We start from the raw sequence: 12,650 nt of genomic DNA, 5'->3' as shown, positions 1-12,650 counted from the left end.
CACCGGCAACACGGCTCAGGCTGCCGCCGTTGAGGACGGCACCGGCGGTATCGCCATTCTTCAGGCCGCTGACCTGGTAGGTCAGTGCCGGATCGGCATCGCCATAGACCTTGGTCTTGGCATCGGCGATCACATTGAGCAGCGCCTTGGTGATGGTCAGGTTATTGCCCTGGTAGTTCAGGGTGTAATTGCTGCTGACCAGGCCCAGGCCACCCTGGTTGATGCCGTAGGTACCGACATTTTCACCGGCAACGCGGCTCAGGCTGCCGCCATTGAGGACGGCACCGGCGGTATCGCCGCGCTTGAGGCCGGAGACCTGGTAGGTCAGCGCCGGATCGAGGTCGCCGTAGACCTTGGTCTTGGCATCGGCGATCACGTTCAGTTGTGCCGGCGTGATGCGTAGGTCGTTGCCGACGTAGCTGAGGGTGTAATTGGCCGTATTGAGGCCCAACCCGCCCTGGAGTATCCCGTAGTTGCCGACGTTCTCCCCGGCCACCCGACCGAGGTTGCCGCTCAGCACGCCAGCGGCGGTATCGCTGTTCTTCAGGCCACTGACCTGGTAGGTGAGAGTCGGATCGGCGTCGCCATAGACCTTGGTCTTGGCGTCGGCGCTGACGATCAATTGCGCCGGCGTGACGGTCAGCTTGCCGTCCTGGCGCACCAGTTGGTAACGCTGGCTGAAGTACTCGCTGCCATTGGCGTTACCGGTGATCGCGTACTGCCCGACGTTCGACGCCTGGGTCGCCGTGGTGCTGGCGGCCGCCTGGTAGAGGTCGTTGAACTGGCTGTTGACGTAGGCGTCGATGGCGTTGATGCCGGACATCGTGGCCGTCAGAGTCGGATTCACATCACCGTAGACGCGGGTAGCGTCATTGGCGGTCAGGGTGGCGGTCTGCTGGCGGGAAAGGATGTCGCCGGCAGTGGTGGTGGTCTTGAACATCTCCACCTGGGCGCGCTCGGCGAAGCTGTTGAATGCTCCCTCGCGCATGAACAGGTCCAGGCGGGTATCGACGCGGCTGGTCTTGCCACCGAGGCCGAAGATCAGTTCCTCGGTCAGGCCGGTGCCGACGTCGTACTGCAGTTCGTCGGTCACGCCGATCACGCCGCCGAAGCCCTTGACGCCCCAACTGGTGCCCCAGCTTCCGGTCCAGGTGGTGACGCTGCCGTTGCCGGCGGCGACGGTGAACCCACTGGGCGCCCCGCCGTTCGGGGTGGCCGTAACGTTGCTGCCGTTGACCTGGTAGCGCAGGTTGGTCACCAGGTAGTCCGACGAGTCGTTGGTCGGGAAACTGGCGGAACCGCTGACCCGCCGATAGGGCAGCGCGGTGAACACCAGGCGGTCGAACTCGCTGTTGCCGTCGGCGGTCAGCGTGTAGTTGCCGGTGGTGCCGACGCTGTTGGCCTCGAGAATTCGCGTGCCGACGCTGGAGACGATGTTCTGCGCGGTGCCGGTCATGCTCTGGTTGATGAACGGATCGAACACCGTGCCGCTGGTGGTCACGCCGGTGGCGTTGCTTTGCCGGTACTTGAGCGTACCGTTGAAGGTCTGCAGCGCCAGGTTGCCGGCGTAGTTGTCCCAGGAAGCCAGGTCGATGCTACCGGCGCGGCCGGCGAGGTTGGCGGCGATCAGCGCGGTACCGGCCTGCTGGCTGATCTTGCCGGCGGTGCTGGTCTGCATCCACAGGGTGCCGCTGCCCAGGTCGACGATTCCGCTGGTCTGCGGCGTGCCGCCGCTGAGGAAGTTGATGTTGCCGCCGGCGCGGATTGCTAGGCTGCCGTTGCGGAACAGGATCGGCGCAGAGATATCCACCGCACCGGCAGGTCCGGTTGCGATCAGCTCCAGGCCGCGACTGGCGCCGCCCAGGTTGCTGGTGATCAGCGGAGCCTCCACCGACAGCCGGTCGCTGGCGCTGAGGGTCACCTTGCCGCCTGCCAGCGCCCCGGTGACCACCGAGGCATTCACCGTCGCATCGCCGCTGGCGCCGTTGGCGCCCCCCACCGAGCCGGAGGTGCCGCCGGATGCGACGATGCGCAGGGTGGTCGGATCGAGCAGCCAGGTGCCACCGTTGCCGTAGGGTGCGGCGATGCTGACGTAGGCACTGTCGGCGATGCTCAGGTTGACCTTGCCGGAGGTCTCCACCAGGCCGCCGTTGCCGCCCTGCGCGCCGCCGCGCGCGAGGATCCGCCCGTCCATGCGGGTATTGCCGTCGGACCAGACCACCGCCAGGCCGCCATTGCCCTTGCCGGTAGCCGAGACGTCGATGCTGGCGCCCTTGGCCAGCGTAGCGTTCTTCGCCCGCGGCAGCTCGCCGCGGCCCTGGAAGTCGCCGCCGATGCGCACGCTGCCGCCCTGTGCGGCGCCGCGAGCGTCGATGCTGGCGGTGCTCGCCAGGGCCACCTGCTGGCCGCTGACCAGCACGTCGCCACCGTTCTTCGGACCGCTGACGTCGATCTTGCCGGCGACCTGGATGTCCCCGGACTTGCTTACCAGCGCAACGCTGCCCTCTCGCACCTCGGTGCCGCGGGCAAGGATCACACCGGACAGGTTGACCGCGTTGTCGACCACCCGGGAAGCCTGCTCGGCGGTGATCAGCACGCTACCGCCGTCGGCCTGGATCGCACCGCCGTTGCTGACCAGCGCCTGGGCATCCTGCGGCTTGCGGGTAACCGGGTCGGTCACGGCGATGGACACCAGGCCATCGCCGTAGAGGTCGATGGTCGCGGCGTTGCCGGCGGCCATCGCAACGGTGCCGAGGCGGGCGTTGATCACGCCGTTGTTGGCCACGGACGGCGCAACGAAGGCCGCCAGGCCTTTCTCCGCGACACTGATGCTGCCGTCGTTGACAATCCGCGCGTCGGGGTTTCCGGGCTGGTCGAAGATCAGCTTGCCCTGGCGGAAGTGTTCGTCGCTGATGTTCGCCGTGGTGGTGATCAGGGAGCCCACGTCGACCTTGGCCGAGCCGCTGAAGACCACGCCGTTGGAGTTGTAGATGATCACCTGGCCCGGCGCGGAGATGCGCCCGGCGATCACGCTTTCCTGGCCTGCGGTGACCCGGTTCAGGGTCGACGAGGTCACGCCGGGCTGGTTGAAGCGCACCGCCTCGTCGGCGGAGACGTCGAAGCCCTTCCAGTTGATGATCGCGCGCTGGGTGCTCTGGTCGATCAGCGTGGTCTTGCCCTGCTGGCTGATCTTGATCTCGCTGGGGTTGAACTGGGCACCGGTGGGTGCCGCCATGGCCGCGTTGATGCTGGCGATGGCGAACATGAGGGTGCTGCTGGCGGCAAGGACGAAACGCCCTTCCCTACCAGCTTTCGAAGAGGTGCGCTTGCCGCGCTGGCTATCCGGACGGACCATGAAAATCTCCCTATCTGCGTGGCGCACGTCAGTTTTCCAGCACTGCATTTCGTCAGTTAAATGACGAAAATCTGAGAAGCAATTCACATTGCGCCTTGTGTGCCAAAAAAATGCCTTTCAGATCAAAAATTGTCCACTTGAAAGGGTGACCGTTCGTCGGAGTGACTCAAAAATGACACTACAGAGGTTAAATATGTAATACCGTCAAAAAACTGACAATACTTTCGGGATAATCACTGTCAAGAAAACCGGAAGACCTCCCTGGCACGCGGGTTTGCTAGGCTAGGCAGCCCCCTTCCGCTGCCGCCAAGGAACCTTCCATGAGCCATGCCCTGCGCGCCGTTTTCCTCGACCATGCCTCCCTCGACCTCGGCGACCTGGACATGCGCCCCCTGCACGACGCCTTCGACGAGCTGCAACTGCATCCCGCCAGCCAAGCGCAGGAAGTCGCCGCGCGGCTGCACGGTGCGCGGGTCGCGATCAGCAACAAGGCACCGATCGACGCGCAATGCATCGCCGCCTGCCCAGAGCTGGAACTGATCCTGGTCAGCGCTACCGGCACCAACAACATCGATCTCGCTGCCGCTCGCGAGCGCGGTATCGTCGTCGCCAACTGCCATGGCTACGGCACGCCCTCGGTAGCCCAGCACACCCTCGCGTTGCTACTGGCCCTGGCTACGCGCCTGCCGGACTACCAGCAGGCGGTACGCAGCGGCCGCTGGCAGCAATCCAGCCAGTTCTGCCTGCTGGACTTCCCCATCGTCGAACTGGAAGGCAAGACCCTCGGCCTCCTCGGCCATGGCGAACTGGGCGGGGCGGTGGCGCGGCTGGCGGAAGCGTTCGGCATGCGTGTGCTGCTCGGTCAGTTGCCAGGACGGCCTGCCCGTGCGGACCGCCTGCCGCTTGGCGAACTCCTGCCACGGGTCGACGCCCTGACCCTGCACTGCCCGCTGACCGAGGACACCCGCGGGATGCTAGGCGCCGCCGAACTGGCGCTGATGAAGCCTGGCGCCTTCCTGGTCAATACCGCCCGTGGCGGCCTGGTCGACGAACAGGCGTTGGCCGACGCCCTGCGCGGCGGCCACCTGGGCGGCGCCGCTACCGACGTGCTCAGCGTCGAGCCGCCGAGAAACGGCAATCCGCTGCTGGCCCCCGACATCCCGCGCCTGATCGTTACCCCCCATAACGCCTGGGGCAGTCGCGAGGCGCGGCAGCGCATCGTCGGCCAACTGGCGGAAAACGCAGAGGCGTGGAAGGCCGGGCGCGCCCTGCGGGTAGTCAGCGGCTGATACGGCGCTGCGGGTACCGCGCACGGATGAACGGCGATCCTCGCCGACAATCCATGCGGGTATGCCAGGCCCAAGCCTGTTAAGATTTCCCATTTTTTCCGGAGCCCGCATGGACCCTCGCAGTGAAGTGCTGCTGCGCCAGCGCCACCTCTTCGCGACCCCGCTGCTGCTGGCCGGCCTGCCCGCCGACGACCTGCTCACCGAGCTACCGCAGGCCCAGGGCTGGAGCTGGCACGCCGGCGAGCAGGCGCAGTTGGACGCCCGCTTCCCCGACCGTAGCCGTTTCGACACGCGCGCACCGACCGGCGCCTGGACTTCGGCCGTTCTGTTCCTGCCCAAGTCCCGCGAACTGACCGACTACCTGCTGGCCAGCCTGGCCGCCCGCCTGCCCGGCGGCGAACTCTTCCTGGTCGGCGAAAAGCGCGGCGGGATCGAGCGCGCGAGCAAGCAGTTGGCCGCCTACGGCAAGCCCCGCAAACTGGATAGCGCGCGGCATTGCCAGCTCTGGCAGGTGCGTATCGAACAGGCGCCGGCCGAGCCCGACCTGCACGCCCTGGCCCAGCGCTACAGCCTGCCGCTGGCCGATGGCGAGCTGCAGGTGGTGAGCCTGCCGGGAGTGTTCAGCCATGGCCGCCTGGATCGCGGCAGCGCGCTGCTGCTGGGGCAACTGCAAGCCCTGCCCGGCGGTCATCTGCTGGACTTCGGCTGCGGTGCCGGGGTACTCGGGGCGGCCCTCAAGCGTCGCTACCCCGCCAGTCGCCTGACTCTGCTCGACGTCGACGCCTTCGCTGTCGAGAGCAGCCGCATGACCCTCGCCGCCAACGGCCTGGACGGCGAAGTGATCGCCGCCGACGGCATCGACGGCGCGCCGCGCGAACTCGCCGCGATCGTCAGCAACCCGCCCTTCCACCAGGGCGTGCACACCGACTACCAGGCCTCCGAGCGCCTGCTGCAACGCGCCGCCGAGCACCTGGCGCCGGGCGGCGAACTGCGCCTGGTCGCCAACAGCTTCCTGAAGTACCCGCCGTTGATCGAACGCCACCTCGGCCCCTGCCGGACACTCGCCGAAGGCGACGGTTTCCGCATCTACTCCGCCCGTCGCTCCTGATTTCTGCCTGGAACCCTGTGAATGAAGCTTTTCCTCTCCCTGCCCGCACGCCCGCAGCCTGCCCCTTCCGTGGCCATCCGCCGGGAGGCCGCCGATGACTGACCTGAACGCCAGCCAGGGCCAGCAACTGCGGCGGGTGCTCAAGCCGCGCCACCTGAACATGATCGCCATCGGCGGCTCCATCGGCACCGGGCTGTTCGTCGCCTCCGGGGCTACCGTGGCCACCGCCGGGCCCGGCGGCGCGCTGCTTTCCTACGCACTGATCGGACTCATGGTGTACTTCCTCATGACCAGCCTCGGCGAGATGGCGGCCTACATGCCCGTTTCCGGCTCGTTCTGCACCTATGGCAGCCGATTCGTCGAAGATGGCTTCGGTTTCGCCCTCGGCTGGAACTACTGGTACAACTGGGCGGTGACCATCGCCGCGGAGCTGGTGGCGGCGCAACTGGTGATGAGTTTCTGGTTCCCCGAGGTGCCGGGCATCTACTGGAGCGCGATCTTCCTGGGCATCATGTTCGGCCTCAACGTGATTTCCGCGCGAGGCTTCGGCGAGAGCGAATTCTGGTTCGCCCTGATCAAGGTAGTCACGGTGGTGATCTTCATCGGCGTCGGCCTGGCGACCATCTTCGGCATCATGCATGGCGTGGAGTCGCCCGGCTTCAGCAACTTCACCATGGGCGACGCGCCCTTCGTCGGCGGCTTCCAGGCGATGGTCGGAGTGGCGATGATCGCCGGCTTCTCGTTCCAGGGCACCGAACTGATCGGCATCGCCGCCGGTGAATCGGAAAATCCGCGGAAGAACATCCCGATCGCCATTCGCCAGGTGTTCTGGCGCATCCTGATGTTCTACATCCTGGCGATCTTCGTGATCGGCATGCTGATTCCCTACACCGACCCGAACCTGCTGAAGAACGATGCCAGCGACATCAGCGTGTCGCCCTTCACCCTGCTCTTCGAGCGCGCCGGCTTCGCCGCGGCGGCCGGGGTGATGAACGCGGTGATCCTCTCGGCGATCCTCTCCGCCGGCAACTCCGGCATGTACGCCTCGACCCGGATGCTCTACAACCTCGCCCTCGAGGGCAAGGCACCGCGCCTGTTCTCCCGCGTCTCGCGCAGCGGCGTGCCACGCAACGCGCTGTACGCCACTACCCTGGTCGGCGCCCTGTGCTTCCTCACTTCGGCCTTCGGCGACAGCACCGTCTACACATGGCTGCTGAACACCTCGGGCATGTGCGGCTTCATCGCCTGGCTGGGCATCGCCATCTCCCACTATCGCTTCCGCAAGGGTTACCTGGCCCAGGGCGGCCGCCTGGAAGACCTGCCCTACCGGGCCAAGCTGTTCCCCTTCGGCCCACTGTTCGCCTTCGCCCTGTGCATGGTCATCACCCTCGGGCAGAACTACCAGGCGCTGGTGGGCGAACGCATCGACTGGATCGGCCTTCTCGCCACCTACATCAGCCTGCCGCTGTTCCTGGCGATCTGGCTGGGATACCGCTGGAAGAAGCGCGCACGCTTCGTTCGCTACCACGAAATGGACGTCAGCCCGACCAATACCTGATTCACCCTGCCGCCCAGCGATTCCTCGCGGATCGCTGCGGATGCCGGCACGTTTCCTTGCGATCAGGCTCCCTCCCCGCCCTCCCGGACGAAAGTTTCCGTCCCGGGCTTGCCCAAGCCGCCCGGCTTGGGCAGAATGCGCCCCGTCCTAGGGGAGTAGTCTCCCGCGAGAGCCGCACCGGCCTCGCCCGGCACGCGTCAACACACTTGGTCCGCAGACCATGGCGCGCGCGACCCAAGCCTGCCCAGACAGGCCAAGGGTTTGACAAGACCTATGACACGCACGATCTGACCCGGGGCGGGCAGATGGCGCGTGTCATGGTGATTGGTCGACCCGCCCCTTAGGAAGCCTGATGGAATCGCTGTTCGTCCCTACCCTCATCGTTGCCCTCGCGGAAATCGGCGACAAGACCCAATTGCTGGCACTCCTGCTCGCGGCGCGTTTCCGCAAGCCGTGGCCGATCATCGCCGGCATCGTCGCCGCCACCCTGGCCAACCATTTCGCTGCCGGCGCGGTGGGCGCCTGGGTCGCCAGCTTCTTCTCGGAAGCCACCCTCAGCTGGATCCTCGCCGCCTCCTTCATCGCCGTCGCCCTGTGGACGCTGGTACCGGACAAGCTCGACGACGAAGAGTCCGGACTGAAGAAATACGGCCCCTTCCTCACCACCCTGATCGCGTTCTTCCTCGCCGAGATGGGCGACAAGACCCAGGTCGCCACGGTCATGCTGGCCGCCCAGTATCCGCATTTCTGGCTGGTGGTGATCGGCACCACCCTGGGCATGCTGATCGCCAACGTTCCGGTGGTACTGATCGGCAACCTGGCCGCCGACAAGCTGCCGCTGACCCTGATCCGCCGCCTGGCCGCGGCCGCCTTCGCCGCACTTGGCCTGTACGCCGCCTGGCACGCCGCGCAGTTGACCGGCTGGCTCTGAAGGACTGCGCCGCCGGGCCCGGGATGGCTGGGCGGCCAATGCAAAATGCATGGGAACGGCTACAGTTCAGGCAGGCACCGGATGCCTGCCCCACCACTCGCCCTCGAGAGCCGGAGATGCCCTCACACGACCTGAAACGACTCGCCCGCCATCACATCGAGCTGTCCTGGAACAAGGGCCGCATGGCGTTGGTGGAGCAGTTGCACAGCAAGGATTTCCTCTACAAAAGCTCGTTCATCGGCCATCCCCTGGATACCGCCGGCTATATCCGCCTGCTGCAGGACATCCGCACGGCGATGCCGGACCTGGAGGTCGTGGTCGAAGACTGCATCGGCGAGGAACGCAAGGTGTTCACCTGGAGCACGCTGATCGGCACCATCGTCCGGCCGACCCTGGGCTATCCGGCCAGCGACAAGGTGCTGAGCATTTCCGCGATGGGCTTCTGGGTGTTCAACCCGCAGGGTCAGTTGCAGGAGCTGTGCACCATGTTCGACATGGAGAGCTTTCGCGCCCAGCTGGGACTGCAGACCCGACCCTTCGCGGAAAAAGCGCTGCCCTAGCCAACTGTCCTAGGCATTGAAATAGCCGTTGTCGCGGAACCAGTCGATGGCGCGCAGCAGGGTGTCGTCGAGGGCGGCGGTGGAGAAGAAGCCGAGTTCCTCGCGGGCCTTGCGTCCATCGAGGAACTGCCCGCCAGCCATCACCTCGATGGCGGTTTCGTCGAGCAGCGGCAACTGGCCGCTGACCCGGTAGCGCAAGCGGCCCAGGGTGGCCAGCGCGCGCGCCATGGCCATCGACATCGGCTGCGGCGCAGGCTGGCCGAGCAGCTCGGCGATACGCCGGGTCAGGTCGGCCATTTCCAGGTTGTGCCCGGTCAGCAGGTAGCGCTCGCCGATCCGCCCGCGCTCAAGGGCCATCAGCAGGCCGCGCCCGGCTTCGGCGGCATCGATGACGTTACGCTGGCCGGCGACGTAGTGGGTCATCTCGCCATTGCCGATGGCGGTGATCACGCGCCCGGTGGTCGGGCCGATGTCCAGTTCGCCGAGTACCATGCCGGGAATCCCGATCACCACCGGCAGGCCGTTGCGCGCCTGCTCCCGGGCCTGCTCGTCGAGCGCCCATTTGCACAGCACGTAGGAACTCTTGCCGCTCGGCAGGCTGTCGTAGAACAACCCCTCGTGGCCCGGTAGTCCCTGGGGATGCCGGGGCATGGCATATGCCGAACCGACATAGAGGATGCGCGGCACCCTGGCCTGCAGGCAGGCTGCATAGAACGGGTTGGTCTGGCCCAGCGCGCTGGCCACTTCCTCCTGCCAGCGGCGCGGCCGCGAAGGATAGTAGCCGGCGCTGAAGATCACCCCGTCGAGGCCGCGCAGGGCGCGTTCCAGGCCGGCGTGGTCGAGCATCTCGGCGACCCGGCACTCGGGCTCCAGATAGGCGAGACGCTGGATCTGCGAAGAAGGACGGTGGATCAGCACCAGATCGTGACCGGCGGCCCTGATGGCGCGCGCGGCGTGATGTCCCAGCAGGCCGGTGGCTCCGAGTACGGCGTATTTCACATGAGCTCCAGGGCGTGAGAGTGGCTGTTCGTCCACGGGTCCCGCAAGCGGGTCGGCCAGCAGTCTAGGCCGAACACCGGCGAGATACCAAACAGCAGGTTACGGAAATACACAACAGGCGTTTCCGATGGTAAGCCTGTCGGCGCGCCGGCCGCCCCCCGCGACCGCGCGCCCTGGCCTCACTTGCCGCGCCTGGCCTGCTGGTACAGCGGCATCACCTTGGGAATCGCGGCCTGGAGATTGGCCATCCGCGAACTGTCGGAGGGGTGGGTACTGGTGAACTCGGGCTGGCTGGCGCCGCCGCTGGCCTTGCCCATCTTCTGCCAGAGGGTGATCGCCGCTTCCGGGTTGTAGCCGGCGCGGGCGGCCAGTTCGAGACCGATCAGGTCGGCTTCGTTCTCGTTGGCACGACTGTTGGGCAGGGTCATCAGGTAGTCGACGCCGGTATTGGCCAGTTGCAGGCTTTCCTGGCCGAGGCCGGCCAGGGCGCCGATCTGGCTGGCCACCTGCACGCCGTAGGCCTTGGACATGGCCTCGCGCCCATGCTCGCGCAGGGCGTGGGCGATCTCGTGGCCCATCACCGCAGCGATCTCGTCGTCGGTGAGCTTCAGCTTGTCGATCAGCCCGGTATAGAAAATGATCTTTCCGCCGGGACCGCAGTTGGCGTTGAGCTCGTCGCTCTTCACCACATTGACTTCCCAGTTCCAACTGGTGGCGTCCGGGCGGAAGGCGGCGGTCTGCGGGATCAGCCGCTGGGCGATCGCCTTGACTCGCCGCGCGTCGGCGCTGCTGGTATCGAGCACGCCGGCGCTTTTCGCCTCGCCGAGAGTCTTCTGGTACGACTGGGCGTACATCTGGTCGACTTCCTGGCTGGACAACATGCTGAACATGTATTGCTTGCGGTCGACGCCGACGGCGCCGCCGCTGGTGGTATTCACTGCCTGGCAACCGGCGAGCAGCAGCGCGCCGGCGAGGGTGGCGAATCGGAAGGGATGAGCCATGGTCCTTTGTTCTCCTCTGAAGGCCGAGCGCATGGTAGGCCGCGCCTCGAACGCCGGCAACAGCCGTTGGCGAGGAAATCTCCGACGGCCGATTAAGGATTTGCCGTCCTCCTGCCGATAAGCTCCTCAGAGACAATTCCAACAAGGGTCAGAAGTCCCATCATGAAGCTCAAGTCGATCCAGTTTTCTGTCGCCGCCCTCGCCGGCGCCAGCGTTCTAAGCGTCGTCGTGGTGCTGGTGCTGTACGCCCTGTTCGCCGGCGCGCGAACCCAGGAACTGGTGCAGCAACGCACCCAGGGCCTGTTGGAGAAGGTCATCAACGAGCGCCTGGTGGCCCTGGCCCGCGCCCAGGTCAGCCAGATCCAGCGCGAGCTGGAGTATCCGCTGACGGTGGTCCACGGCCTGGCCAACAGCACCCGCCTGCTCGGCGAGCCGGGCGCCGACGGCATGCCGCAGTTGAACGCCAGCCGCGACGAAATCTCCGCGCTGCTGCGCAGCACCGTGCAGAACAACCCCAAGCTGCTCGACACCTTCATGGCCTGGGAACCCAATGCCTTCGATGCCGATGCCGCCTTCGCCGGGCAACCCGGCAAGGGCTACGGCCCGGATGGCCGCTACCTGCCCTGGTGGTATCGCGGCGCCGACGGCAAGCCGATCGTCGAGGCCATGGCCGACAGCATCGATAGCGAAAAGCTGCTGCCCACCGGGGTGCGCGAGAACGAGTTCTACGCCTGTCCGAAAGAGAACAAGCGTCCCTGTATCATCGACCCGGCCCCCTACGAAATGGGCGGCAAGACCGTGATGATGTCATCCTTCAACGTGCCGATCATGGTCGGTGACCAGTTCCGCGGCGCAGTCGGCGCCGACCTCTCGCTGGCCTTCATCCAGGACCTGCTCAAGCGCGCCGACCAGCAGCTCTACGATGGCGCCGGGGAAATGGCGCTGATCGCCAGCAACGGCCGCCTGGTGGCCTACACCCGCGACGACAGCAAGCTCGGCGAGCCCGCCGGCAGCGTCCTCGACGGCAACGAAGTGGACAACCTGAAAAACCTCACGGTCGACCAGCCGCTCTACGACATCGACGCCGAGCACGGCCACATCGAGCTGTTCCTGCCTTTCACCATCGCCGACAGCGGCGTGCGCTGGACCCTCATGCTGCAGATTCCCCAGGCGGCGGTATTCGGCGAACTGCAGCAACTCCAGGGCGAGCTGAGCGACCAGCGCCAGCAGGATATCCTCGGCATGAGCCTGGCCGGCCTGGTGGTAGCGGCCCTCGGCCTGCTGGTGGTCTGGCTGGTCGGCTACGGCATCGCCCGGCCGCTGCGCCAACTGGTCGGCATGCTCGACGACATCGCCCAGGGCGAAGGCGACCTCACCCGCCGCCTGAGCAGCGAGCGCGCCGACGAGCTGGGCTCCATCGCCAAGGGCTTCAATACCTTCCTCGGCAAGCTGCAGAACATGATCGGCCAGGTGGTGCAATCGGTGCAGAAGGTCAGCGACTCCTCGGAGCACACCGCCGACATCGCCATCCGCACCAACCAGGGCGTGCAGCAGCAACTGGCGGAGATCGAACTGGTGGCCACCGCGGTCCACGAGATGACCGCCACCGCCCAGGACGTGGCGCGCAACGCCACCCACGCCGCCGAGGCAGCCAACCACGCGGACCAGGCTGCGCACCAGGGCAAGCAGATCGTCGAAAGCAGCTCGGCGGCGATCCAGGCGCTGGCCAGCGAGATTGGCCGCGCGGTCGGAGTGGTGCAGAACCTGGCCAAGGACAGCGAAAACATCAACGCGATCCTGGTGGCGATCCGCGGTATCGCCGAGCAGACCAACCTGCTCGCCCTCAACG

General features: G+C 66.3%; 8 protein-coding genes, 1 pseudogene and 1 riboswitch. Of the genes and pseudogenes, 6 read left to right on the top strand and 3 right to left on the bottom strand.

The features are described from left to right. A pseudogene (gene cdrA, locus HMPREF2886_RS02765) lies at positions 1 to 3,355 on the bottom strand (two-partner secretion system adhesin CdrA); the annotation flags it as partial. A gap of 320 nt (positions 3,356 to 3,675) precedes the next feature. On the opposite strand from cdrA, the gene HMPREF2886_RS02760 reads away from it, so the two are divergent. The 5 genes from HMPREF2886_RS02760 to HMPREF2886_RS02740 all read left to right on the top strand — a co-directional run bounded on the left by HMPREF2886_RS02760 (position 3,676) and on the right by HMPREF2886_RS02740 (position 8,801). After that, the gene (locus HMPREF2886_RS02760; protein ID WP_070746755.1) at positions 3,676 to 4,644 is read left to right on the top strand and encodes a 2-hydroxyacid dehydrogenase; all 969 of its coding nucleotides are present in this window, start codon (positions 3,676 to 3,678) and stop codon (positions 4,642 to 4,644) included. A 109-nt stretch (positions 4,645 to 4,753) separates the two neighbouring features. Next, positions 4,754 to 5,752 (top strand): class I SAM-dependent methyltransferase, encoded by a 999-nt coding sequence (locus HMPREF2886_RS02755; protein WP_033971003.1) that lies wholly within the window; start codon positions 4,754 to 4,756, stop codon positions 5,750 to 5,752. Positions 5,753 to 5,846: 94 nt separating this feature from the next. Further along, complete coding sequence (locus HMPREF2886_RS02750; RefSeq protein ID WP_003094922.1) at positions 5,847 to 7,310, top strand: amino acid permease; 1,464 nt, start codon at positions 5,847 to 5,849, stop codon at positions 7,308 to 7,310. 138 nt (positions 7,311 to 7,448) lie between these two features. After that, a riboswitch (yybP-ykoY riboswitch) is annotated at positions 7,449 to 7,572 on the top strand. Positions 7,573 to 7,662: 90 nt separating this feature from the next. Continuing rightward, positions 7,663 to 8,241 carry a TMEM165/GDT1 family protein gene (locus HMPREF2886_RS02745; protein WP_003094926.1) on the top strand — a complete coding sequence of 193 codons (579 nt, stop codon included), beginning with the start codon at positions 7,663 to 7,665 and terminating at the stop codon, positions 8,239 to 8,241. Positions 8,242 to 8,357: 116 nt separating this feature from the next. After that, a complete protein-coding gene (locus HMPREF2886_RS02740) occupies positions 8,358 to 8,801 on the top strand; it encodes a nuclear transport factor 2 family protein (protein ID WP_003094928.1) in 444 nt (147 codons plus the stop codon). 9 nt (positions 8,802 to 8,810) lie between these two features. On the opposite strand, the gene HMPREF2886_RS02735 is transcribed toward HMPREF2886_RS02740, so the two are convergent. Both HMPREF2886_RS02735 and HMPREF2886_RS02730 read right to left on the bottom strand, forming a co-directional pair. Continuing rightward, positions 8,811 to 9,836, bottom strand: a complete 1,026-nt coding sequence (locus HMPREF2886_RS02735) for an NAD-dependent epimerase/dehydratase family protein (protein ID WP_073649745.1) — start codon at positions 9,834 to 9,836, stop codon at positions 8,811 to 8,813. Positions 9,837 to 9,979: 143 nt separating this feature from the next. Next, positions 9,980 to 10,801 carry a M48 family metallopeptidase gene (locus HMPREF2886_RS02730; RefSeq protein WP_003094932.1) on the bottom strand — a complete coding sequence of 274 codons (822 nt, stop codon included), beginning with the start codon at positions 10,799 to 10,801 and terminating at the stop codon, positions 9,980 to 9,982. 162 nt (positions 10,802 to 10,963) lie between these two features. Between HMPREF2886_RS02730 and HMPREF2886_RS02725 the strand changes: the two genes are divergently transcribed. Further along, positions 10,964 to 12,650: methyl-accepting chemotaxis protein (locus HMPREF2886_RS02725; protein ID WP_070746753.1), on the top strand; the 1,687-nt coding region annotated here is incomplete at its 3' end.

The sequence above is a fragment of the Pseudomonas sp. HMSC066A08 genome, from assembly GCF_001813025.1.
GTDB classification, from domain to species: domain Bacteria; phylum Pseudomonadota; class Gammaproteobacteria; order Pseudomonadales; family Pseudomonadaceae; genus Pseudomonas; species Pseudomonas aeruginosa.
This window is presented reverse-complemented; position numbering and strand designations above follow the sequence as displayed.

Excerpts from the sequence above, each read along its gene's own strand:
- HMPREF2886_RS02755 (WP_033971003.1), top strand. The coding sequence starts at position 4,754 with ATGGACCCTCGCAGTGAAGTGCTGCTGCGCCAGCGCCACCTCTTCGCG.
- HMPREF2886_RS02760 (WP_070746755.1), top strand. The coding sequence starts at position 3,676 with ATGAGCCATGCCCTGCGCGCCGTTTTCCTCGACCATGCCTCCCTCGAC.
- HMPREF2886_RS02740 (WP_003094928.1), top strand. The coding sequence starts at position 8,358 with ATGCCCTCACACGACCTGAAACGACTCGCCCGCCATCACATCGAGCTG.
- HMPREF2886_RS02750 (WP_003094922.1), top strand. The coding sequence starts at position 5,847 with ATGACTGACCTGAACGCCAGCCAGGGCCAGCAACTGCGGCGGGTGCTC.
- HMPREF2886_RS02745 (WP_003094926.1), top strand. The coding sequence starts at position 7,663 with ATGGAATCGCTGTTCGTCCCTACCCTCATCGTTGCCCTCGCGGAAATC.
- HMPREF2886_RS02730 (WP_003094932.1), bottom strand. The coding sequence starts at position 10,801 with ATGGCTCATCCCTTCCGATTCGCCACCCTCGCCGGCGCGCTGCTGCTC.